The organism is Cytobacillus praedii, from assembly GCF_001439605.1.
Taxonomy (GTDB): domain Bacteria; phylum Bacillota; class Bacilli; order Bacillales; family Cytobacillaceae; genus Cytobacillus; species Cytobacillus praedii.
The window spans coordinates 314,254-336,265 of record NZ_LMBX01000001.1; the positions used below are offsets into that span (position 1 = coordinate 314,254).

General features: G+C 41.2%; 21 protein-coding genes and 1 pseudogene. 18 read left to right on the forward strand and 4 right to left on the reverse strand.

Annotation, left to right across the window (positions count from 1 at the left end):
• The first annotated feature begins 17 nt into the window (after nt 1–17).
• The 4 genes from ASU02_RS01515 (at nt 18) to ASU02_RS01530 (ending at nt 2,184) form a co-directional block, all read left to right on the forward strand.
• Nucleotides 18–860, forward strand: coding sequence for a flagellar hook-basal body protein (locus tag ASU02_RS01515; RefSeq protein ID WP_057760235.1), 843 nt, complete (start codon nt 18–20; stop codon nt 858–860).
• A 13-nt stretch (nt 861–873) separates the two neighbouring features.
• On the forward strand, nt 874–1,146 hold the full coding sequence (locus ASU02_RS01520; protein ID WP_057760237.1) for a DNA-directed RNA polymerase subunit beta: 273 nt from the start codon (nt 874–876) through the stop codon (nt 1,144–1,146).
• 140 nt (nt 1,147–1,286) lie between these two features.
• Nucleotides 1,287–1,709: a 3-hydroxyacyl-ACP dehydratase FabZ gene (gene fabZ, locus ASU02_RS01525; RefSeq protein ID WP_057760239.1), complete on the forward strand. Its 423-nt coding sequence runs from the start codon at nt 1,287–1,289 to the stop codon at nt 1,707–1,709.
• A 160-nt stretch (nt 1,710–1,869) separates the two neighbouring features.
• On the forward strand, nt 1,870–2,184 hold the full coding sequence (locus ASU02_RS01530; protein ID WP_057760242.1) for a hypothetical protein: 315 nt from the start codon (nt 1,870–1,872) through the stop codon (nt 2,182–2,184).
• 40 nt (nt 2,185–2,224) lie between these two features.
• Here ASU02_RS01530 and ASU02_RS01535 read toward each other — a convergent pair whose 3' ends face one another.
• On the reverse strand, nt 2,225–2,659 hold the full coding sequence (locus tag ASU02_RS01535) for a YwpF family protein (RefSeq protein WP_057760244.1): 435 nt from the start codon (nt 2,657–2,659) through the stop codon (nt 2,225–2,227).
• A 288-nt stretch (nt 2,660–2,947) separates the two neighbouring features.
• Between ASU02_RS01535 and ssb the strand changes: the two genes are divergently transcribed.
• Entirely contained in the window at nt 2,948–3,307 is a 360-nt protein-coding gene (ssb, locus tag ASU02_RS01540; RefSeq protein ID WP_057760246.1) for a single-stranded DNA-binding protein, read from the forward strand.
• A 5-nt stretch (nt 3,308–3,312) separates the two neighbouring features.
• On the forward strand, nt 3,313–3,492 hold the full coding sequence (locus tag ASU02_RS01545; protein WP_057760248.1) for a hypothetical protein: 180 nt from the start codon (nt 3,313–3,315) through the stop codon (nt 3,490–3,492).
• A 602-nt stretch (nt 3,493–4,094) separates the two neighbouring features.
• Here ASU02_RS01545 and ASU02_RS01555 read toward each other — a convergent pair.
• Together ASU02_RS01555 and ASU02_RS01560 are read right to left on the reverse strand one after the other, a co-directional pair.
• Nucleotides 4,095–6,914 (reverse strand): DEAD/DEAH box helicase, encoded by a 2,820-nt coding sequence (locus ASU02_RS01555; protein ID WP_057760457.1) that lies wholly within the window; start codon nt 6,912–6,914, stop codon nt 4,095–4,097.
• Nucleotides 6,907–8,523 (reverse strand): SWIM zinc finger family protein, encoded by a 1,617-nt coding sequence (locus ASU02_RS01560; protein WP_057760252.1) that lies wholly within the window; start codon nt 8,521–8,523, stop codon nt 6,907–6,909. The genes ASU02_RS01555 and ASU02_RS01560 overlap by 8 nt, the downstream gene beginning before the upstream one ends.
• A 922-nt stretch (nt 8,524–9,445) precedes the next feature.
• Between ASU02_RS01560 and ASU02_RS01565 the strand changes: the two genes are divergently transcribed.
• The 11 genes and pseudogenes from ASU02_RS01565 to ASU02_RS01610 all read left to right on the forward strand — a co-directional run bounded on the left by ASU02_RS01565 (nt 9,446) and on the right by ASU02_RS01610 (nt 18,813).
• Entirely contained in the window at nt 9,446–10,360 is a 915-nt protein-coding gene (locus ASU02_RS01565; RefSeq protein WP_057760254.1) for a helix-turn-helix transcriptional regulator, read from the forward strand.
• A gap of 67 nt (nt 10,361–10,427) precedes the next feature.
• Nucleotides 10,428–11,174: an effector binding domain-containing protein gene (locus tag ASU02_RS01570; RefSeq protein ID WP_057760256.1), complete on the forward strand. Its 747-nt coding sequence runs from the start codon at nt 10,428–10,430 to the stop codon at nt 11,172–11,174.
• Between the two features lie 194 nt (nt 11,175–11,368).
• Nucleotides 11,369–11,821 carry a DinB family protein gene (locus ASU02_RS01575; RefSeq protein WP_232426117.1) on the forward strand — a complete coding sequence of 151 codons (453 nt, stop codon included), beginning with the start codon at nt 11,369–11,371 and terminating at the stop codon, nt 11,819–11,821.
• A gap of 427 nt (nt 11,822–12,248) precedes the next feature.
• The gene (locus ASU02_RS27160) at nt 12,249–13,607 is read left to right on the forward strand and encodes a M28 family peptidase (protein ID WP_057760260.1); all 1,359 of its coding nucleotides are present in this window, start codon (nt 12,249–12,251) and stop codon (nt 13,605–13,607) included.
• A 928-nt stretch (nt 13,608–14,535) separates the two neighbouring features.
• Nucleotides 14,536–14,610: pseudogene (locus ASU02_RS25600) on the forward strand (DUF1963 domain-containing protein); the annotation flags it as partial.
• Between the two features lie 75 nt (nt 14,611–14,685).
• Nucleotides 14,686–15,261 carry a cupin domain-containing protein gene (locus ASU02_RS01590; protein ID WP_057760264.1) on the forward strand — a complete coding sequence of 192 codons (576 nt, stop codon included), beginning with the start codon at nt 14,686–14,688 and terminating at the stop codon, nt 15,259–15,261.
• A 164-nt stretch (nt 15,262–15,425) separates the two neighbouring features.
• Complete coding sequence (locus ASU02_RS26605; RefSeq protein WP_165571478.1) at nt 15,426–15,572, forward strand: hypothetical protein; 147 nt, start codon at nt 15,426–15,428, stop codon at nt 15,570–15,572.
• Nucleotides 15,573–15,619: 47 nt separating this feature from the next.
• A complete protein-coding gene (locus tag ASU02_RS01595; RefSeq protein ID WP_057760267.1) occupies nt 15,620–16,567 on the forward strand; it encodes a hypothetical protein in 948 nt (315 codons plus the stop codon).
• An 87-nt stretch (nt 16,568–16,654) separates the two neighbouring features.
• Nucleotides 16,655–17,608 (forward strand): SMI1/KNR4 family protein, encoded by a 954-nt coding sequence (locus ASU02_RS01600; protein WP_057760269.1) that lies wholly within the window; start codon nt 16,655–16,657, stop codon nt 17,606–17,608.
• Nucleotides 17,609–17,703: 95 nt separating this feature from the next.
• Nucleotides 17,704–18,012, forward strand: a complete 309-nt coding sequence (locus tag ASU02_RS01605) for a hypothetical protein (protein ID WP_057760270.1) — start codon at nt 17,704–17,706, stop codon at nt 18,010–18,012.
• A 48-nt stretch (nt 18,013–18,060) separates the two neighbouring features.
• Nucleotides 18,061–18,813, forward strand: a complete 753-nt coding sequence (locus ASU02_RS01610) for an NUDIX hydrolase (RefSeq protein ID WP_057760272.1) — start codon at nt 18,061–18,063, stop codon at nt 18,811–18,813.
• A 63-nt stretch (nt 18,814–18,876) separates the two neighbouring features.
• On the opposite strand, the gene ASU02_RS01615 is transcribed toward ASU02_RS01610, so the two are convergent.
• On the reverse strand, nt 18,877–20,031 hold the full coding sequence (locus ASU02_RS01615; RefSeq protein ID WP_057760274.1) for a L,D-transpeptidase family protein: 1,155 nt from the start codon (nt 20,029–20,031) through the stop codon (nt 18,877–18,879).
• A gap of 533 nt (nt 20,032–20,564) precedes the next feature.
• Between ASU02_RS01615 and ASU02_RS01620 the strand changes: the two genes are divergently transcribed.
• The gene (locus ASU02_RS01620; RefSeq protein WP_057760276.1) at nt 20,565–21,941 is read left to right on the forward strand and encodes a S41 family peptidase; all 1,377 of its coding nucleotides are present in this window, start codon (nt 20,565–20,567) and stop codon (nt 21,939–21,941) included.
• Nucleotides 21,942–22,012: the final 71 nt, after the last annotated feature.

A 22,012-nucleotide genomic window follows, 5' to 3' on the forward strand; every position in this document is an offset into this window, starting at 1 on the left:
GGAAAGGAGGACGTGCAATGAATAGAACAATGATTACAGCGACGAATACGCTTTCTCAATTGCAAAAGCAGATGGATATTGTCAGCAATAATATGGCAAACATTGATACAACTGGCTATAAGCGCAGAGAGGCAAGCTTTACCGATCTTTTGTTTCAGCAATTTAATAATCAGCATAATGCCAATGCTGAAGGAAACCGTTTGACGCCAAATGGGATCCGACAAGGGGTTGGGGCAAAGCTTGCTCAATCAAAAATCGTCATGTCACAAGGAAGCATCAAAGATACCGGCCGTGCCCTTGATGCGGCATTTACAAAGGAAGGCCAATATTTCCGTGTGCTCGAGCAAAGTGAAAACGGTTCGGCGATTCGCTATACGCGTGACGGTGCTTTCTACCTGTCGCCGCTGTCGGATACGGAAACCATGGTTGTAACGGGGAATGGCTATCCGGTTTTGGATGAAAATAATAATCCGATTACGATCAATGGACGAGTAAATGATTACGAAATAACGACAAATGGGCGTTTAATTGCAAAAATGGAAAATGGCGGGACGAGTGAATTCAACCTTGGTGTCGTTCAAGTGAATAAACCGCAATTCCTTGAGCAAAAAGGCGGTAATCTTCTAGGTCTGCCAGAAAATATGGCTGAATTAAATGTACCTGTGAATGAAATCTTGACTGAGCTGAACGGTCCGATGCGTAATCAAGTCTCAATTCAGCAACGTGCACTGGAGCAGTCAAATGTAGACATGTCTAAAGAAATGACCGATCTAATTAACCTCCAGCGCGCCTATCAGTTCCAGTCTAGATCTGTTTCAATTGCAGATCAAATGATGGGATTAGTGAACGGAATTCGTTAAAGGGGAAAGTACAATGTCGATAAACAACAATAATCAAGAAGCAGCGAAAACGCGTGAGCAGTTTAAAAAAGAGAATAACCCCCAACCGGCAAAAGTGCGCAGACGCCGTATTCGGGTGCGCATCCTACCGATCTGGCTGCGGATTATCATTGTTGCGGCTTTAATTTTCCTAAGTCTCATTGCTGGTGCAGCCGTTGGATACGGTGTGATTGGGAATGGGGAAGCAAAGGATATTTTTAAGAAATCAACATGGACGCATATTGTTGATTTAATTGAAAAAGAATAACGGAAAGCTAGATGGGAGGCGCTATGCCTCTCTTTTTTTATGTGAATCATCCCAGCGAAGGCCCTCCAGTCTATACATATGCGGTTTTTTTTAGTAAAATGAACATAAGATATAACCTATTACTAGTAGGAGGTACTAATATGTTGGATATAACGCAAATTAAAGAAATCATTCCCCATCGTTACCCATTTTTGCTAATTGATAAAATTCTTGAGGTAGAGGAAGGCCAGAAGGCGATTGGAATCAAAAATGTGACAGCAAATGAGGAGTTTTTCAATGGGCACTTTCCAGAGTATCCTGTTATGCCAGGTGTCCTTATTGTTGAAGCGTTAGCACAGGTTGGTGCTGTTGCAATGCTAATTAAAGAGGAAAATCGCGGCCGTCTTGCCTTCTTTGGCGGGATTGATAAATGCCGATTTAAAAGACAAGTTGTGCCTGGTGATCAGCTGCGCTTAGAAGTCGAAATCATTCGTGTAAAAGGGCCGGTTGGGAAAGGCAAGGCTGTCGCTACGGTTGATGGAGAACTTGTCTGTGAAGCGGAAATTACGTTTGCTTTGAAATAATTGAGCCTAAGGGAAAACCAGAATATACCATGATATAAAGCCAGCCCATCAAGGGCTTGGCTTTATTTTTTTATGCAAGTTGCTGCGTATTTTGGGAACATTAACAGAAGACCACTATAAAAGAGGTCACCAAAAAACATGTAAGGAAGGAGTTTTTCTCATGAATAAAAAGTTATTAAGCATTATTGGAGGGTCCCTGCTTACGGCAATGCTGCTAACTGGTTGCGCGAACAATGACCAAGAGCCGCCTCCAGAGGACAACAATATCAATGAGCCAGGAGTCAATGACAACAATGGTGTGAATAATGGGAACGGTACGGATACAGATTTAAATAATGACAATGGCTTAAACAATGATAATAACGACGTTAACACAGATAATGATGGGGACATCATGCAAGATAATAATGATGCTGGCGAAGATGTAATTGAAGATAATTTAGATCGAAATGATAAGGATAACAAAGACAGATAATAAAAAGGGACAGGGGATACCTGTCCTTTTTATATATAATTTATTTCTCTTTAGAAAGTGTCAATTTTGGCTTGCTATGCATCATTTGATTAAATTCATTTAAAAGCTGTTCCCCTGAAAGACCTTGGGCAATTAATTTCTTCAAAACAATTTCTGCATAATCATAATTTGTTTTCTTTAATTGTCCTTTTAGAAGAATGCTTATATGATCCTCGATGTGTTTGATTGTAACAATTTTCGTTTGAAAGGCAGCTGGGCTGTTTTCTTTTTTCGTAATAACGACTTGAACGATCAAATCCTCATCCTGTTTGGCAAGCTTCTGAAAATAGTCATCATATGAAATGTTGATATATGCCTCAATCAGCCAGGTGCTTTGATCATTTTCTTGACTAATGATTAACCCATCATCAAGCTCAATATCTACCAATTGGTCATCCTCGACTATCTGCAGCGAGATCAGTTTAAATGTTTTCATCCTCTTCCTCCTGTTTCAGACTCGTTTATACGGACACCTCAACGAACTCATACCCAAATTATAACATAGCTGAAGTGGGAAACGGAAACCGCATCCATGTCGAAAAATATATGCAGAAATACTCGAAATAAGGTTATAACTGATAATAAATGCTAGAATATGGGTATATATACCTAAAAGGGGTGTTTCTGTATTTTTATCCCAGTCAAAATTGTATTTTCGGGCTTTTACGAGTTTATAGCAAAATGGTTATGATAGGGCTAACTTTATAGAAAGGAGAATAGGCAGATGATAAATCAAGTAACGCTCGTTGGCAGGCTAACAAAGGATCCTGAGCTAAAAAGGACAGCGGAAGGAACCCCCGTAACAAATGTGACCCTTGCTGTTAATCGTCAGTATCGAAATCAGCTAGGAGAAATTGATGCAGATTTCGTGCAATGCACACTCTGGAGAAAAGTGGCAGAGAACACCTCAAGATACTGCCGGAAAGGCTCGCTAATTGGAATTACCGGCAGAATTCAGACAAGGCATTATGATAATCAAGCAGGAAAACGCGTCTACGTAACTGAAGTGTGGGCAGACAGTGTCAAGTTTCTTGATCAAAAGAAGCCGGATGAAACGTATGCGCCAGCAGTGAGGGAGGGGTAGCGTCTTTGGAAAAGGAAATCGAATGCTTAGTGGAAGCACTTATTAAAATGCTTGGAAAATCAAATAAAAGAGTCATTGATTTAACTAACCGCGTCGAACAGCTGGAAGAGATTGTGCGCGAATCGGTTTTACAGGATGACAAATCAGAACCCATTAAGGAGATTCATGCTGCATTTACTAACTAAACTAAACTTCTCAAATATTTTCACCGTAATACTCTATTCCCATTGCCCTCTATATAAAAATTCAATTCAAATCCTCGTATTTCCTCATTCCTTCCCGGCACAAATGTGCCGGATTTTTTCATTTAATAGGGAGGTGAGGTGGGGGACCGTCTTTGTTGATTTTTTTCTTTCGTTGAGCATCAAAGATTGGTTACCGCTACTCTAATTTTTTTAGCTTCACGGTAACGAAAACCCCGTATTGGTGACCGCAAAGCCGAGATTTTTACTTTCATGGTAACGAAAATCCTTTATTAGTTACCGCAAAGCCGAAATTTTCACTTTCATGGTAACGAAAATCCTTTATTGGTGACCGCGAAGTCGAGATATACTCTTTCACGGTAACGAAAAGCCCACATTGGTGACCGCGAAGTCGAGATATACTCTTTCCCGGTAACGAAAAGCCCACATTGGTGACCGCAAAGCCGAAATTTACTCCTTCATGGTAATGAAAACCCCACATTAGTGACCGAAAAGCCGAGATTTTCACTTTCACGGTAACCAACACTCCTAATTTCCTACCGCCATTAAAAGAGCCACTAAAACAATGTTTAGTGGCTCAAACTTTATGATAAATAAACAAGATCTCGCAGTTCATCTGTGGAAAGCTCGGTAATCCAGCTTTCACTTTGGATGATTTGATCGTTCAAGGATTGTTTTTTCTCAAGCATGGCATCAATTTTTTCCTCGAGTGTACCTGTGCAGATCATCTTGTGCACATGAACGAAGCGCTTTTGCCCGATGCGGTAAGCCCGATCTGTTGCTTGATTTTCAACGGCAGGATTCCACCAGCGGTCATAGTGGATGACATGGTTAGCTGCAGTTAAATTAAGACCCGTGCCGCCTGCCTTCAATGATAAAAGGAAGATCGGAAATTGGTGCTCCTGGAACTGGGCAATCATCCGATCGCGTTCGTTTTTCTGCACACTGCCATTCAAAAACGGAACATCTACTCCGAATTTCTTCTTCACCATTCGGCGGATAATGTTGCCCATCTCAATATACTGCGTAAAAATGAGACAGCTTTCTCCTTGTTCAAGGACAGAATCCAACAGTTCACTCAGCTTCTCAAGCTTCGCTGAGCGTGAGATCATGTTCGCGGGTCTTTCCTCTTTTAAGTAGAGGGCAGGGTGGTTGCAAAGCTGCTTCAAACGGCTCAGCATTTGCAGAACAAGCCCTCTGCGCTCAAAGGCGGATAGCTGCTCGATTCGATCAAAGGTATCCTTCACAAGCTGCTCATACAAGGAGGCTTGCTCAGGGGTTAATGGACAATATTCCTTCTGCTCAAGCTTATCTGGCAGATTAAGCGCAACCTCTTCATCCTTTTTCGTCCGGCGAAGCAGGAAGGGGCGAATGAAGGCCTGAAGCTGCTGCACCTTCTCCACATCATCGTCCTTTTCAATTGGCAGAACGAAGCGCTTCTGGAACTGGCCAAGGCTGCCAAGGTAGCCGTGGTTTGTAAAGTCGAAGATGGACCAAAGCTCAGACAGGCGATTTTCCATCGGTGTGCCGGTCAGGGCAATATGGTGTTTGCCTTTTAGCTTGCGAACAGCTCTTGATTGCTTTGTCTGGGCGTTCTTGATGTTCTGTGCTTCATCGATGCTAATCGTGCTCCATTCAATGCGTTCGAAATCCTCCACGTCTAGATGGGTCAGCCCATAGGAAGTGAGAACGACATCTGCTGCCATTGCCTTTTCGCAAAATGACTCTTCTTTTAGGCGATTTCCGCCATAATGAAGGTAAACATTTAAATTTGGCGCAAAATGTTCAAATTCCTTCTGCCAGTTGCCTAATACCGAAGTCGGGCAAATAATCAGTGCTGGACCGTTGTCCTTTTCCGTTTCTTTTACCTTTAAAAGATAACTGATCAGCTGAATCGTTTTCCCAAGACCCATATCATCTGCCAAACATGCACCAAACCCGTACTTGCGTAAAAAGAAGAGCCAGCTCATGCCAAGCTTTTGATAGGGACGGAGTTCGCCTTGGAAATCAGCGGGTGCTTCCTCGAGTGGAATGTCCTTAATATCGCGAAGCTGCTTCACCATCTGCTTCCATTGACGATTCAGTTCGATTTGAATTTTCGCAAAGGCTTGCGGGTTTTCCAGTTCATCCGCTTCGGCTGCTTCATCCTGAAGGAGTTCCTGTTCGATTAAATCGCGTACATGCAGGCCTTCCTTTTCTGCCTTTTTCATTAAATCCTGAATTTGCCGGACAAAATGGGGATCAAGCTTGATCCAGCGCCCGCGAATATAGACGAGCCGACGCTTTTCTTCAACCATGCTGTTGAATTCATCCTCAGATAAGTCTATCCCGTTCATGGAAATGCGCCAATCATAATCAAGCATGGCTTGTAGGCCAACGAAGGAAGGACGATGGTTCGATTGGCCTTTTACCCGTGCCTTTACTTTCAGGCTGGCATTTTTCATCGCCTGCCACCAAGATGGCAATAAGATTTCAACACCAAGAGAGAGCAGGGTTTCACTCGCCTCTGTTAAAAAGGTCCATGCTTCCTCTTCCGTTAGCCTGCTGGCAACTCCTGTTTCATCGGCAAGCCAAGGGAATACGCTGATCCAGCGCTGCAGTTCTTTTTCAATCGCTTCCTCATGTTTCTTCCAGCCGCGCGGATAGTTGGCATAATCATTCCGATCCACAAGCAAATCAGGCTGTTTTTTTCCGCGAAGGAAAATGCTTAGGTCCCATTGGTCATATATTTCTGCAGGCTCTTCTAACTTGAGCCCAATGGTAAAAGGAACATCGCTTTCCTTAAGGCCAATCCATTCCTGCCAGCTTTCCTCGTCAAAATAGGCAGCAAGATCACGAGGGGAGAGCTGATCATTGCGAAGAGCCTTTAGTTTTTCACCGAATAAAGCCTTTGTATCGCTTTTTCGTTCCAGATAGGCATCCAATGAATGGTGGTACCAATTCTGGATAAAGTCTCTAACGGGTGTTTCCTCAATGATTTGCTCCCAGAAGGAGGAGGCAAATTCATTTATCACCCGATCAGGCAATTGCCAGCGAAACTCGTCATGTTCCCAAGAAGCAAAATCAGGAATCCATTCTTTCTCGGTGATGGCTTCATACATCGGCAAAGCTGCAGCTAAGCAAATTTGCGCCATATCATCCCAGTCCCACTCAATCAATTGATTGAACTGCTCCCGGGCAAACAAGGTGACAAGCTGCCAGCCGTTAATAGGAAGCTCTTTTCCATCAACTATTTCCTTCTCATCAAAAATCGTTCCATAGAAGCTTTCTTCATGATGATGAAAGAGAAGCCGAATCCAAGCATCGGGTGCTAGAAACTCACCCTCTTCATTTGTGGCAGAGAGATAATAAAGATCTGTGTTGATATTCCGTACGGTAATGGTTATATGTCTAGTTTTAAGCATCAATCAGCTTACCCCTTTTACATTCTTCTTGAAAGGCGCGGAGTCGTTTTGTTTTTTCAAGCAGTGCTTCCAAGTAGTACACCCAGTCATCCTGCCGCTTTAACTTTTTGTACAAGGTGCGAAGCTTTTTCATCTTCCTTACCGCTTGGCGGTAATTATCTCTGCCTTTTTGTGCAATATGATCTTGTACCGATTGATGGTAGAGCGGCAAAAGCAAGTGCGGCTGCTGCTTTTCCAGTTCTTTGAGCCGATCACTTGCCAGCCTTTCGATATCAAGGCCCATATAGGCCTGTAGATCGGTCCAGCGCTCAAATGCCTCATTGTCAAAAAGGAGATACTCATATTCGTTATAGCTGTATGGCAGCATCTCAATTAAGGATTTTTCATAGAGATCGTGCCGATTCGCTTCCGAGCAATATGGTTTGATTGTCTTGATTGTGTGCTTTGTATAACTCATTTTTTCATAATAGTCCTTGGATCCAGAAAGGTAATCCCTTAATTTTTTTATATATAGCTCAATAAAAGGAGCGACCCGTTTCCAGTCCTTTTGTGCAGAGAGCAGCTCAATCCAATAAGTGATAAAGGGCGTCATCCATTTATCCGGAAGAGCCAATTGCTCCAGGATGATTTCATCCTCTTTTTGCAGAAAATGAAGATGAATAACCCCGATAAGCAGCGCATGACTTTTTTCCTCCATAGCCATTAGCTTCTTAAGTTCCTCCTGACACCATTCCTTTTTCTTGAAAAACTTCGTCCATAACGTGCGATACAAATGAATCCGCTCAAATTCAAGCGGGAAATCAGCCGTAATCAGCCCGGTGGAATCCTCCTTAAGCTTCTCAATAAATTCATCAAAAGCAAAAGGCAAGGAATGAACAGAAAGGGAGTTAATAACCTCGACTACATCATCTGCTATTTCATAGAAAAGCTGTTTATAATAGCGATGAATCATTTCCGCAGAATGCCCATATTTCATGCTTAACCCCATCAGCTTTTTAAAAGAAAAAACATGTCCGACAAGGAAATAAAGGAGCTTCCATTCCTGCTCATAGGGGGCATTTGCTTTCATTCTTCGGGTGTATACCTTGTAAAGCTCGGTAATCACATATGGCTTAGGCTCGCCGTTCGCTTCCAAAATCGTTTGAAAGCTTTCATCAAATGCCGCAATCCACCTGTCGTAGTTGGGCTTTTGCCGTCCAGCCGTCTGCAATAGATCCTTTGCTTTCTGAATACCCAGCTGTTTAGCCACTTTCGTTTCCCGCAGCGGCTTCCGCCATTCCTCCACCCAAGTGCTAACACTTCTCGCATGGGAAAGAAGCTGGAAAAAGACAGCCATCTGATGGCGGCAAAATTCATCAGCTGGACAAGAGCACGTACTTAATTGGATAAAATTAAGGTTTAACTGAACTTTCGCTGGCGTTACATCCTGCACCGTCGCAGTAATTTCATCTCCATCAAAACGCAGCTGATAAACAAGCCCCTGTCGAAACAGCATCAGCCCTTTCTGAACTAGGCGCTCATGCTCTGGATTTTCTGCACGCAGCAATTCCATTAATTCATTCGCCGCAAACTGCAAAGGCTCATGGAAACGCTCAGGTATTGCAGCCATAGATAAACCTCCTCACCGATTGCCTGTGTCATCGAGTGACACCAGGCACAAAAGCATATTCCTTAATTATAACATTTCTTGGGAGGGTTAGCACGGGTGTATAGAAGTGGTAAATCGTTGGTGAGAAAATGAATGAGAGAAGAGGGATGATGATGGTCGAGGAAGGCGGGGGAAGGGGAGAGGAGGGATCAGAGGAGGTCGACCATGTTCGAGGAAGAATGTAAAAGAGGGAAGCGGTAACCAAAGGAGTGCAATGATGCCCGAGGAAGATGAAAAAAGAGGAAAGCGGTAACCAAAGAAGAGCAATGATGCCCGAGAAAGGTAAAAAAAGAAGAAAGAGGTAACCAAAGAAGAGCAATGATGCCCGAGGGAGATGAAAAAAGAGGGAAGCGGTAACCAAAGAAGAGCAATGATGCCCGAGAAAGGTAAAAAAGAATGGAAGCGGTAACCAAAGGAGGGCTATGATGCCTGTGAAAGGTAAAAAAGAAGGAAAGCGGTAACCAAAGGAAGGCTATGATGCCCAAGGAAGGTGAAAAAAGAAGAAAGCGGTAACCAAAGGAGTGCTATGATGCCCGAGGAAGGCTGAAAAAGAGGAAAGCGGTAACCAAAGGAGTGCTATGATGCCCGAGGAAGGCTGAAAAAGAGGAAAGCGGTAACCAAAGAAGGGCTATGATGCCCGAGGAAGGCTGGAAAAGAGGAAAGCGGTAACCAAAGGAGTGCTATAATGCCCAAGGAAGGCTGAAAAAGAGGAGAGCGGTAACCAAAGGAGAGAGATCATCACAAAAAAGGGTAATCGCGGTAACATGCACAGGAACCCAGTACCAAACAATGAAAGCTCCTTATCCCCAACCAAAAAAAGGATTTTCCAAGATCAATATAGAATTTTCTCTCATAGCATTTTAACTGAAAAGGAAGTAAATCCATGAAACTAGACCGTCTTTTAACGATGACGATGATATTAATAAACCGAAAAAAGGTAACAGCGCAAGAGTTTGCGGAGCTTTTTGGCGTTTCGGTAAGGACTATTTATCGGGATGTGGACACGCTCAGTCAGGCGGGGATTCCTGTCGTGAGTTTTCAAGGGGTGAATGGAGGAATTAGTTTAATAGAGGGATACCGGATGGATAAGCAGGTGCTGACAGAAGGGGAATTAGCCTCTATTTCGATTGCTTTAAAAAGCGTGCTTACCTCTTATCAGGATCCGCATGCGGAAGCTGTCCTTGAAAAAATTACGGGGATTGCTGAAGGAGCGGTCAAGAACACATCGGATTATCTCTTTATCGATTATAGTCCTTGGGGGACGACTCCATTTTTGAAGGAAAAAATGACAATGATCAAACAGGCAATAGAATCTTCAGCCTGTATTACTTTTACATACGGAAACGCTGGTGGAAAACAATCCGTTCGTAAGATTGAACCCCATACTCTTGTTGAAAAAGGGAGATCGTGGTATGTCTACGGCTTTTGTCAATTAAGAGAGGCTTTCCGGCTATTTAAAATTGCAAGGATGAAAGAGATTAAGGGCTCTGAAGATAAGTTTGTCCGCAGAGAAATAGATTTGTCCGAGCGCCCGTGGGACCAAGAATGGAATGCTCCCCAAAATACGGTTGCACTAAAGCTGGCATTTCAGCCTGAGCATCGGCTGATGATGGAGGAAATGTTCGGCATCGAAGCGATTGCAGACGGAGCTTCAATTATAAAAGTTGACGTCCCTGAGGATGAGTGGCTATACGGGTTTATTCTTAGCTTCGGCAATAAGGTGAAGGTACTGGAACCCATTCATATAAGGGAAATAGTAGCAAAACGCGCCAAAGAAATTTTGGAAAACTATATGTAAATATGACAAACAGCTGTCAGGTTTCCCTTGATATAGTGAGTACAAACAATTGAAAGGTGTGAATCATATGAATGCTGTTTTTTGTCAAAGCTGTGGAATGCCGATGATTGAGGAAACGCAATTTGGGTCGGAGAAGAATGGAAGTAGAAGCGAGGAATACTGCGTCTACTGTTATGAAGAGGGCGAATTCAAACAGCCAAACATGACGGTGGAGGATATGATTGATCTTTGTGTTCCTTTTATGAAAGAGGATGGAAAAAGTGAAGAGGAAGCCCGGACGATTCTGACTAACTTCTTGCCGACATTAAAAAGATGGAGTGGCAGCAGTAAGATGAATGAACCAGTCGTAATGGAAAAAGAGGCATTTACCATTATTGGCATGACGACTAGAACATCGAATGCCAATGAAATGACTCAGGACGCAAAAATCCCGCAAATGTGGGAGAAGTTTTATCAGCAAAAAATATTTGAGCAAATTCCAAATCCATCGGGCACGGTTACATATGGCCTTTATTCTGACTACCTTGATGGGGTGAATGGTGAATACAGTATGACAATCGGGATGCAAGGAAGTGCTGATGCATCATTGCCTGAGGAACTCGTTGCGAAAGCAGTGCCTGCTGCCAAATATGTGGTCTTCACAACCGAAAAAGGACCTGTCGCACAAATTGTTATCAAAACATGGCAGCAAATCTGGGCGTGGTTTGAGCAATCTGATTTTACAAGAGCCTATACAGGTGATTTCGAAGTATATGATGAAAGATGTGCTAACCCGCTTGAAGCACAAGTTGATATCTATATCGCAATAAAATAATAATCGCTTGTACCAGCCGTGGACATTTTGGTAGTTTTTGCGCGTATGGAGTGGACAACATGAATATATCTACGAAAATGAGTAACTTATCTGCGAATTTCCCATTTTATCTACGAAAGTAGCGGATATATCCACGAAATCTACGATATATCGATTTTTCGACAAAAATAAGAAAGGAGGTATGCCGTTTGCAAATGGAAAAAAAGAACATCTTATCACATTACGAACATTCCATCCAATGGGTAAAGGAATTAGAACAATTGTCAGAGAAACAATGGCGAACGCCGATTAAAGAGGGAAAGTGGACAATTGCAGAAGTCATTGGCCATCTAATTCCGTGGGATGAATTTATTGTAAATGATCGAGTGCCATACTTCTTTAAGGATATTGAATTGCCGAAAGGCCCGGATGCTCAAATGCTCAATGATCAAGCAGCAGCTGAAAGCAGAATCCGAACAAAAGAAGAAACGATTGAGAGGTTTACGGCAACTAGGCAGACACTTCTAACTGCTTTACATGAGATGGATGACGATCTTTGGTCTAAGGAACTGATGATTGGCCAATCAACGCTTTCCCTTGCTGTATACTTTCAAGGAATGGTCGAGCATGACAATCATCATTTTGAACAAATAAAAAAGGTAATTTAATAGAAATGCTGGAGGCATGTCTATATACACGACCTCCAGCATTTCTTATTATCCCTTCCCTAATCATCCCCACAAATCAATTTTCCCCATAAATAATGACGAAAATTGATAGATTCTGTTGGTATTTGCGTAATCTCTCAACCTGCTAAAATTTATATAAATAGTATTCTTCTCAATTAATCATTTTGTACTATAGGAATGATTGCGCTTAGAAAAACGAGATAGGTATATAGGCAGGAACTTCTATTTCAATATAATAATCTCCCTTCCCAAAATAGAACGGAACCTAAAATGACCAACCCGTTCACATTGAAAACAGTGGCCCATCCTGCTGAAAAATGGATAGATTTGTATAATTATTTAAATTTACAAAATATTAAATTATATTAATAATAGAGTTACAGTAAAAATAACTAGGAGGAATATGATGAATCGTAAATTAGTAGCTTTATTTGCAGCAGCGGGTTTAGTTTTATCCAGTGGTACTGCCAGTGCGGCAATGATTGTCAGTCCAAGTACACAGTATGAGGTAGTATTAGAGAATAAGCTTTTGAAGAAAATCAGCGCGGATAATATGTATAAAACAATTGAATTGTTATCTAAGCAGCCTAGGGAAGCAGGAACAGAAGGGGAGCTCAAAGCGGTCAAATACATAGAAGGAGAATTTAAGAAGTTAGGCTACAAAACAGAAATTCAGCCATTTCCAATTTATGATTTTAAGACCAATCATGCAAAGGTGAAAATTGGCGACACCGATCTAGGCGGAACTCCTCATGCGTTTAGCGGCAGTGCGAGCGGAAAAGTAACAGCTCCATTGGTGTATGTTGGGAAGGCAACACCTGAGGAAGTTGGGGATGTTAAAGGGAAGATTGTCTTAGCGGAACGCGGGGATATCGCTTTCGTTGATAAGATTAAAAATGTCCTTGAAAAAGGGGCAGTCGGTGTCCTGATGTACAATAATTCGGATGAGGGCAATACATTCGGACAAGCTGCAGAGGGACAAAATATTCCGGCGGTTGCCATTACCAAAGCAGAAGGATTTAAGCTGGTTGATCAGTTGAAAGCAAAAGAGCTTTCGGTAACCCTGGATGTCGATATTGAAAAAATTGAGAAGACCTCCTACAATGTAATCGCAACAAAACCTGCAACAGAGAAGAAAAATACAGGACAAATTGTAACGGTTGGTGCACACCATGATTCAGTGCCTGGTGGACCAGGCGCGAATGATGATGCATCAGGGGTTTCGGCTGTCCTTGAATTAGCCAGACTGTTTGCGAAGGAAAAGACAGATACAGAAATTCGCTTCCTTACATTTGGTTCGGAGGAAAGAGGGCTAGTCGGCTCTTCTTATTATGCATCCAAACTTCCAAAGGCAGATGTTGATAAAATGGTTGCGCACTTCCAAATGGATATGATCGGCGGCCGTGATGCCGGAGGAGATAACGAGGCTGGCGGATTAATTATGTATACAATTGACGGCAAGAAAAATCTCGTGACTGACTTAGGGGCAACATCAAGCTATCATCTTTTTAATGAGGTTCTTCCGTATGGACAGCTGGGCCGAAGCGATCATCAGCCATTCCATGACCTAGGAATCCCATCAGCCTTATTTATTCATTCCCCAGTCGAGCCTTGGTACCATAAGCCGACAGACACACTAGATAAGATTGACAAGAAAAAGCTTCTTCAAGTAGCGAAAATCGTAGGCTCATCTGTCTACCATATTACAGATCCTAAGACACCTGGCATCATCAAATACTATTTTGAAGATCGCGCGGTAGATTAATAGAGTGTCCATGGGCGGTGTCTGTCACCGCTCATGGACCTGTTTGTATTGTTCAATGGATATTAAATGAATCAATTAAAATCGCTTCAAAAGCCTTTGACTTTTAGGGCACTGAAAAAGCCACGAATAAATTGATTGTATTCAATTTAAGGAGCAATGCCTTTTTATAGGTAGAATCCTAAATTCAATCTCTCCTTACCTTTTACCCTCTTCATTTTTTTATCTTTCCTTTTATAAGATCTATTTCAATCCGACTCGACCAGCAGATTTTCTTGGGATATGCCATAGATAGGAAAGGCAACGAAATTGTCCATAAAGGACCATTTGGTGCAAGCCCGTATCTGATGGACATTCCATCTGGTATACTGTCCCTTTTCCTACCAATGAAAAGATAGCTGGGCACATAAAAAGAAATTGGATCCCTTTATTTCTATAAAAGGGGAAAAATGGACACATAAAAAGAAAAAGGAGCCCGATATTTCCACAAAAAGGAGAAATCGGGCACATAAAAAGAAATAGGAGCCCAACATTTCCGTAAAAAGGAAAAACCGGGCACATAAAAAGAAATAGGTGCCCAACACTTCCGTAAAAAGGAAAAAGTGGGCATGTAAAAAGAAAAAGGACCCCGATATTTCCATAAAAAGGGGAAACTGGGCGCATAAAAAGAAATAGGAGCCCAATATTCCTAAAAAGGTAAAATAAGGAACGATTCTAAACTGTTAAAAGATAAAAACAGCCTCATCACGAATCGCTCCTTTTGATCCCCGCATCCTAACGTCTCGACGAATGCGCTCATCTGCGGTGGTACGTATGCAGTGCCAGTCTAGGTTTACCTACCACATCATCGTGTTTTATTTTAGTTGAATATCTAAGTTAGTATACAAGTGCTGGATTCACTCAGACAGCCTCTCCTTGGATACATACCCAGCACTTCTTCATTCGAAAAGAAGATTTACTCAAATTAAATTTCTCAAATGTCATATATAACTGGGATTGCTATTAAAATAGGAAATTAGCATAACATCCCCTAACAGAGTGCATAGAATGATTTTATAAATCTGAAAGGGGTTGAAGAAAGATGTATCATGTCCCTAATGTTTATCCAAATGCATATCCCTATTATGCTCACTTGCCAATGGATAACCATGGAAGGTACCCCGCTTACTGGAATGTTCAGAATGGGGCGAATCATACGATGCAATGGCTTCCTTTACAATCACAACAGGAAAGGAATCAGATTGAGTTAAAGGATTATGGTTCAGCACCATTTGTGGTAAATATCAATAAGGCAACCAAGCAAAATCGTAATTATCGAACTGCTTTATGGACAGGAAGGCATTTGCAAGTTACGTTGATGAGCCTAAAAGTGGGGGAAGATATCGGTTTAGAAATACATCCAACGGTCGATCAATTTCTAAGAATTGAACAAGGTCAAGGGATTGTTCAAATGGGGAACAGGAAGAATAATTTATATTTTAGAAGAAAGGTCTCTGATGATGATGCCATCATGATCCCTGCTGGAACCTGGCATAATGTAACGAATACAGGCAATGTCCCTCTGAAACTTTATTCCATCTATGCACCGCCTAACCACCCATTTGGTACAGTTCATAGGACAAAAGCGAATGCAATGGCAGCGGAGCACGGGCATTAAATCTCTTTGATGCAGTGATGCAAAGTAATACTTTGTATCGCTGCATGCTGAATAAGTTTATATTACATAAAGGATTTACGCTTTTTATATTGAAGTTATTAAGCAGGGCGTACAGTTATTAAAATATATAAGCATCAGACCATTAAATAAATGGGGGGATTACAATGGCAAGATTTATTGATGATTTGGCGGGAGCCATCTATGATGTTTTTAAGTTTTTATTTACTAGTGTTTGTTATCTTCTTGCCGGGATGCTCATTGTCGGAATCCCGCTCTACCTAATTGTGCTTGTTTTTAAATTGATTGCTTAAGCTGGGAGAGGAAGTAACCAATACAATCGTTTGAAAAGAGGAACCTCATGGAGAAGATAGCAAAGAAATATCTGAAAATATATCATAATCCAGCAGAGACCAATGATATCTATACATATGCAGATTGGGAAGAGTATTTAAACCAGCAAATTGAGATAGGCACAAGAATTGAAGAAAGAAGAAAAGATGCTGATATAACTATCTATGTAGCTTTAATAAAAAATCCGTATTTATTGGGTTTGTCTCAAGCTTTTCAGAATAATGATTATGAGTTATTGAATAACGCCATTTACCATTACAGCAAACATAGATTATTAGATTTAAAAGCTGGCGGATATGATCATTGCCTATACTTCTGGAATGTGATGGATAGCATGGCCTGCAATTATAAAGAAGCAGTCGAGAAATGTTTCCCTGAGGAATTGGGGCTATGCAAGAATGGGTACCCTTTTTATGTAGTAGCAGGTAATTTGCTTATGTCATTATGGTATAAAAATCAGCAATGGATGGAACTTGCTTATCCTGCAGGAGAGAAATTTTTGCGTCAGAAGAAGGGGTTATGGGAAAAAGCAATCGTTTCCTATCTAACGGCGCTATCGAATAAGGATATCGAAAAAGCAACGGAGGCATTGGGTGATGTATGTAAATATTCGACAAGATTAGATCGTCCAAAAATATATAAATGCTTCTGCACAGAAGCACATGGGCTGTACCAGATAGCCAGATACATATTATCTGAAGATGATTTCAATCGAATCGAAATGCCAGCAAATGATAATTTTTGCAAGGGATTGATTTCGTGGCAGAGCAAACATAACTATCCGGAAAAGGGGGAAATGATCGTACACTATCCGGAAAAGCTTGAGGTGATGAATCATATTTTTGACCTGCCATTGCCAAGATGTATTTTAATGGGAAGCGGCGGCAGGAAAACAATAGACACAGAACGAATGAAAAAGAATTTGATTGCGGATTTTGCGGGCGTTGATTCTTGAAGAATGAACGCTGTTTTTCGTTGTAGTTATTGAGCTTCAAGATGCAGGATAGATCAAGAAATTAGCTGCGGAGGGCGAGGGTAAAAAATGAAGGATATTCAATTTCTTATTTCAAAATGGAAAGAAATACTACAAAAAGTAGAGAAGAATAACGGCAAAGTCTATCAAATGGAAATTGGCGAGACGGCAACACTGCAGGAGATAGAGGCGAAAGAAAAGGAGCTAGGGTGTCAATTGCCTCCTTCATATAAATACATCGTACAAAACATAGGAAAATCCCTTTCCTTTTATTACTCATTCTCTGAGGATACAATGATTCCCAGTGAATTTAGGGAAATATTTTCAGGAGAGATCCATTGGAATATCAACTTCCTTCAGAATTTAACTAGGTTAGCTGATGAAGGAATGGAGGATGGTGAAGATTATGGGAGTACACTTAGGGGGAAATTAGAGTTTTCGCACGCTGGAAATGGAGATATTTATGCATTTGATATGTCTGTTGACAGGGTGGAAAAACCAGTTATTTATTGGGATCATGAGGAAGACACGATTACTTATGTTGCCGATTCATTTATCAATTATTTACTTAGAATTACTGAACTTGGGTGTATTGGCAGTGAAAAGTGGCAGTTTGAATATTTTCTAAGCGAATCTGGAGTGGACACCGCAAGTCAAGCAGCCGTTAGGTGGAAGCAGTGGTTTGAAACATTTTCAGAAACAACCTTAGAAGATGTGAAAAATAATATGAAACAGCTAACAGCATTTGTTGTTTATCGAGGGAAGTTAGATGAGGAAACCATCACTTTACTCCAGAAATTTAATAGAAATGAGTTATTTCAGTTCCTTTTAAATGAATTGCATAAAGAAGGAGCATTTAAAGATCAGAAGTTACTATGTGAGATGTTCGGACGGGTTCTAGGGCAAAACGCTGAAACATGGGTTAGCAGCATATGGGAAGCGAAGCCAGATTATATGGATACTAGATTACGTTCGTACCTAACCTCAATGTGTGTAAGTAAGATAAAGGGTTGCCCCTCGTAATTAATTTTCTTGAACAGGAATGTAATAAAAAAATATCGGGGTATGAAGCACTTTCCCATCTTGGTCATTTTCATTCGAAGGATGTGATTTCCTGGATGGAGAATCATGTGAAATTTCCTGTGACAGAAGGCTGGGACGAATTATTTTTAAAATCAAACTTTTCATGGGATGATTTAAAAAGGTGGACCTCATTAGAGGAAAAACATGAAGCAACTGTCATTCATGCATTAGAAAAGTATGTTCATGAGAAAGCAGCAAATAATAAATGTTCTTATGTAATATCAGGTCTTCCAGCAAAATCGGAATTTATTGATTTTCTAGTTAAATTACGTGATAAACAAGTGTTAAAAAAGCGAAAACTTCCCATTGAAAAAGTTATACAAAACATAGATCTATTTTATTAAGGTTTGATTTTGAGGCGAAAAATAACTTGAATAGATAGGAGGTCCCCCATGCAGCCACTCATCATCGACAAGGCACCACCAAGCATAATAGTTAGATTAAGCCCAAATCCAATCAAGTTGCCCGAAGACATCGGCAACAGCCATGATCGCTTTTGGAATGAACAAATAAGCAAAAATCCTGCACTAAGGAATGGAGAAGCCTTCACTATTACAGATATTAGACAAACACCCGAGAAACTAGAAATCACCGTTGCGAAGACCGACTACAAACATTATCTATATACAATGCACCATCCAACGTGTGACCACCCTTGTAAAGTCATCTATTCCTGCACATCAGTCATCACAAAAGACAACCATATCGCTTTTGGCAGAATGAATCAAATGACCTCTACCCCTGGGCGCCTGCAATTCACAGGCGGCGGACTGGAGGAATCTGATTTAAGAGATTCTATATTTGATATAGAAGAAAATATGAGTAGAGAACTAAAAGAAGAGATGGGGCTGGACATTCACTCCCCCCGCACTCGTTCCTTCCTTCCGAAATTCATCAAGCATAAAGGCTCACATGACTTTTGGGCGGTTATGTATGAATTATCGTTAGACATTACCGCAGAGGAGCTCCATGAGCACTTTTTAAACTATAACCAGTATTTAATTGAAAATGGACAGCAGCCTGAGTTTGATGAGTTCCTGCTCGTTCCGTTAGAAAAAGAGGCTGTAGAAGCATTTCTCCAAAACGAGCGAGCTCCTATGGTCGACTATTTAGCAGAGGTGCTCTTAAAGTATGCAGAAAAATAGGGACCCAGAAAAGAGAGCCGATCCTAATCGGCTCTCTCTATCTATGATTAACTGAGACTAGGATTATTTAATGGTAACTGTCGTTTGCAGTGGAATATTGTTATATAGCCATTTGACGTCCGTATTTTTTAAACGAATGCATCCTAAGCTGACGTAGCCTCCAATGGAGGATGGATCATTCGTTCCGTGTATGCCATACTTTGTTCCCTTTGTTCCTGACACATCGAGACCAAGCCAATGGCTGCCAAAAGGATTCTTTGGATCGCCCCCAGGAATTCCCTTGGGGCTATACCATGGTTCATCAATTTTGTTAACAATTTTAAACGTTCCTTCAGGCGTGAGTGATGAGTTTTTCCCAGTTGCTACTGAAAACGTTTTAATCACTTTCTTGTCCTGATAAACAACAAGCTTATTTGTTTTTTTCGTAATGATGATGCTGTATACGGCTTTTTCTTTCTTTTTGTCCTCTTTAGCCGATAAGGAAGCGATCTTTTGTAATGTGGAAGGACTAGGGATTTGCAGCGTTGTCCCATATTTCAACTGATCCGGATTTTTGATTCCATTATAACTAGCTAATGACAGACGCTGGGAAGCGCTTCCATAATATTTCCTTGAAATGCTGGCAAATGTTTCGCCTTTACTCACCTTATGAGTAAACATAAACTGGGGATTCGGAATGGCAAGCTTCATCCCTATACGAATCTCTTTTTCCGGATTTTTAATCCCGTTATAAGAAGAAATCTCATTCTGGAACTGACTGCTTGAAAAATAGAGCATGGTAATACTAAAAAGGGTCTCATTTTTCTTCACTTCATGTTCGATCACACGAATATCTTCTTTTTTCTTCACTTCACGTTTGATTACTTGAATGTCTTCTTTCTTCTTTCCTTCATTCTGACAAGTGCATTGCTTCTCTGCTTTTGTCTGTATCGCATCCACCCGTATGTCAGTTTTTAATTCCTGCTCTAATTCTGATGATTTTTTGGGCGGCGTTTGCTGTGATGAAGCTAAAACTTGCTCTTGATTTGCAAGCTTCTCTTTTGTTTTCACTTGATCAGCCATTGTGCTTGATTGAATAGCTGGTACTGCAGCGAAAAGACCTATCAATAATAAAAGCATGATAAAAATAAAAGTAAAGCGCCTTTTCCTTTGTCTGCTGGCCCTAATTCGCTTAGACCGAGAGAGCTGCATTTGCTGAAGATCCTTCTTACTCGACATGTTTCTTCCCCTCACACTATAATTCTGCAAAATCTACCAAATTATAGCTTGTTGCAAAGAAAAATAAAGCAAAAATAATAAAAATAGGACCACTGAAATAACAAATCACACCTATAGAACCAAGATATGGACACAATCTCGCGAAGCTATAGCTAAAATGAACCTCTTTTTTTCTGCAACCTTTTACCCAGCAGGACAAAAGGACAGGTTCACTAGTTTTATAAATGTTCCAAATATAGTAAACTGGTTAACTCCTAAAAATGTGCATTTGCTCACAGCCAAGCAGGTAATAATTATTCCTTCGTACATATAGGATTGTTCCAGTCATCAGACCGGCCATTCATTTTTTACAAAGATAAAGAGGGAATGGAGGAGCGATAGATTGGCTTCTCATTTCTGTTATTTACTGGAATAAGGTTTCCGTCCTCCAGTCCGCCAAAAAATCTATGAATCTGATAAAAAGTAGTCTAAAATATAGCTAACGGTGCCTGTCACCGCGTGATTCGACTAACTTTGGGAGGTGCCTGTTTTAGATGTTGAAAAAGTATTTTAGTTTTTTACTAGTTTTCCTGCTTCTATCGAATGCAGCAGCTGTTTCTGCGGCTGAGCCGCTAGATGAGATTCGTGCACTCATAAAGGATTATTACATAGAGGAAGTACCAGATTCTGTGCTGGCGAAACCGACTGCACAGGAAATTACAAAGCATCTAGATCCTTATTCTGCCTATATGACAGCTGAGGAGTTTGCTGATTTCTCCAATGGAATTGAGCAGCAGCTTGTAGGTGTAGGGATTGTGCTGGAAGAGGATATCAAAGGAATAAAGGTTCTATCCGTTATTCAGGGCGGACCTGCGGATCGAGCGGGCATTCAAGCTGGGGATATTATTGTTAGCGCCAATGGGATTAGTCTTGCTGGCAAATCTGTCCAAAATGCCATTTCTCTCATTAGCGGGAAAGAAAATACAACGGTAACGCTAAACTATATTTCAGTTGAAACGAATAGCCTTGTGACAAAGACGATAACGAGAGAATTAATCAAGCTGCCGAATGTCGAGTATAAAATGCTCGGAGGCGATATCGGCTTTGTTCGCTTAAACAGCTTCGCCCAAGAATCAACGAAGGAAATCGTAAACGCGATTGGAAAATTAAGCGGGGCAAAGGGCTGGATTTTCGACCTTCGGAATAATGGAGGAGGCTATGTGTCTGCTGCACAGGAAATTGCCGGTCTCTTTCCAAATGTAAAAAACGCGTTCCAGCTGCGCTATAAAACAGAGAAACCAGAAATTTACGCAGTCATTCCGCAAAAAGTAAAGTTTACAGAACCAACGCATATTCTAATCAACGAGTACAGCGCAAGTGCTTCAGAAATGGTTTCTGTTTCAGTTAAAGAGCAGAAAGGGGCAACTATTTACGGGCAAGCATCCTTTGGAAAGGGCTCGATGCAAACGCTGTTCCCGCTAAGTGACAACAGTCTGTTAAAGCTAACAACCGCTCGTTTTTATTCACCAAACGGCACGCCTGTTCATGAAGTCGGTGTAACCCCAAATATTGAAACCGCGATAGGGGAAGAATTATCAATCTCTCACAGAGACCAATTAATTGCAAAATATAAGGGATACCAGAAGCTTCCGATGCTTAAGGACGTCCCTGTTACGAAAACATTTACTGTGGAAATGAACATGAAAATGAACTGGTCTGCACTCAAACCAGAGGATGTCCAGCTGATCCAGCTTGGCGGGAGCGAGGTCCCTGTTGATATGAAAGTTGCCAACGATTATAAAATGACGATCACACCGAAGACGAAGCTGCAATCAAAAGGACAGTACATGCTTCTCATCCATCCGAAATGGACAAGCCAAAATGCCAAGCAAATGCAGAAGGGCATTTATCTTGAGGTGACAGTGAAATAACGGGAAAGGGCACAGCTTTGTGCTCTTTTTTTTGCTGTAAAAAAGAGGAATTCACTATTATCTTTATCCTT

Bases quoted from the DNA above. Each gene is read 5' to 3' on its own strand.
- ASU02_RS01620 (WP_057760276.1), top strand. From the start codon at position 20,565: ATGTTGAAAAAGTATTTTAGTTTTTTACTAGTTTTCCTGCTTCTATCG.
- ASU02_RS01595 (WP_057760267.1), top strand. From the start codon at position 15,620: ATGGAGAAGATAGCAAAGAAATATCTGAAAATATATCATAATCCAGCA.
- ASU02_RS01610 (WP_057760272.1), top strand. From the start codon at position 18,061: ATGCAGCCACTCATCATCGACAAGGCACCACCAAGCATAATAGTTAGA.
- ssb (WP_057760246.1), top strand. From the start codon at position 2,948: ATGATAAATCAAGTAACGCTCGTTGGCAGGCTAACAAAGGATCCTGAG.
- ASU02_RS01530 (WP_057760242.1), top strand. From the start codon at position 1,870: ATGAATAAAAAGTTATTAAGCATTATTGGAGGGTCCCTGCTTACGGCA.
- ASU02_RS01555 (WP_057760457.1), bottom strand. From the start codon at position 6,914: ATGCTTAAAACTAGACATATAACCATTACCGTACGGAATATCAACACA.
- ASU02_RS26605 (WP_165571478.1), top strand. From the start codon at position 15,426: ATGGCAAGATTTATTGATGATTTGGCGGGAGCCATCTATGATGTTTTT.
- fabZ (WP_057760239.1), top strand. From the start codon at position 1,287: ATGTTGGATATAACGCAAATTAAAGAAATCATTCCCCATCGTTACCCA.
- ASU02_RS01565 (WP_057760254.1), top strand. From the start codon at position 9,446: ATGAAACTAGACCGTCTTTTAACGATGACGATGATATTAATAAACCGA.
- ASU02_RS01560 (WP_057760252.1), bottom strand. From the start codon at position 8,523: ATGGCTGCAATACCTGAGCGTTTCCATGAGCCTTTGCAGTTTGCGGCG.
- ASU02_RS01600 (WP_057760269.1), top strand. From the start codon at position 16,655: ATGAAGGATATTCAATTTCTTATTTCAAAATGGAAAGAAATACTACAA.
- ASU02_RS01520 (WP_057760237.1), top strand. From the start codon at position 874: ATGTCGATAAACAACAATAATCAAGAAGCAGCGAAAACGCGTGAGCAG.
- ASU02_RS01615 (WP_057760274.1), bottom strand. From the start codon at position 20,031: ATGTCGAGTAAGAAGGATCTTCAGCAAATGCAGCTCTCTCGGTCTAAG.
- ASU02_RS01570 (WP_057760256.1), top strand. From the start codon at position 10,428: ATGAATGCTGTTTTTTGTCAAAGCTGTGGAATGCCGATGATTGAGGAA.
- ASU02_RS01515 (WP_057760235.1), top strand. From the start codon at position 18: ATGAATAGAACAATGATTACAGCGACGAATACGCTTTCTCAATTGCAA.
- ASU02_RS01590 (WP_057760264.1), top strand. From the start codon at position 14,686: ATGTATCATGTCCCTAATGTTTATCCAAATGCATATCCCTATTATGCT.
- ASU02_RS01605 (WP_057760270.1), top strand. From the start codon at position 17,704: ATGGAGAATCATGTGAAATTTCCTGTGACAGAAGGCTGGGACGAATTA.
- ASU02_RS27160 (WP_057760260.1), top strand. From the start codon at position 12,249: ATGAATCGTAAATTAGTAGCTTTATTTGCAGCAGCGGGTTTAGTTTTA.
- ASU02_RS01575 (WP_232426117.1), top strand. From the start codon at position 11,369: ATGGAAAAAAAGAACATCTTATCACATTACGAACATTCCATCCAATGG.
- ASU02_RS01535 (WP_057760244.1), bottom strand. From the start codon at position 2,659: ATGAAAACATTTAAACTGATCTCGCTGCAGATAGTCGAGGATGACCAA.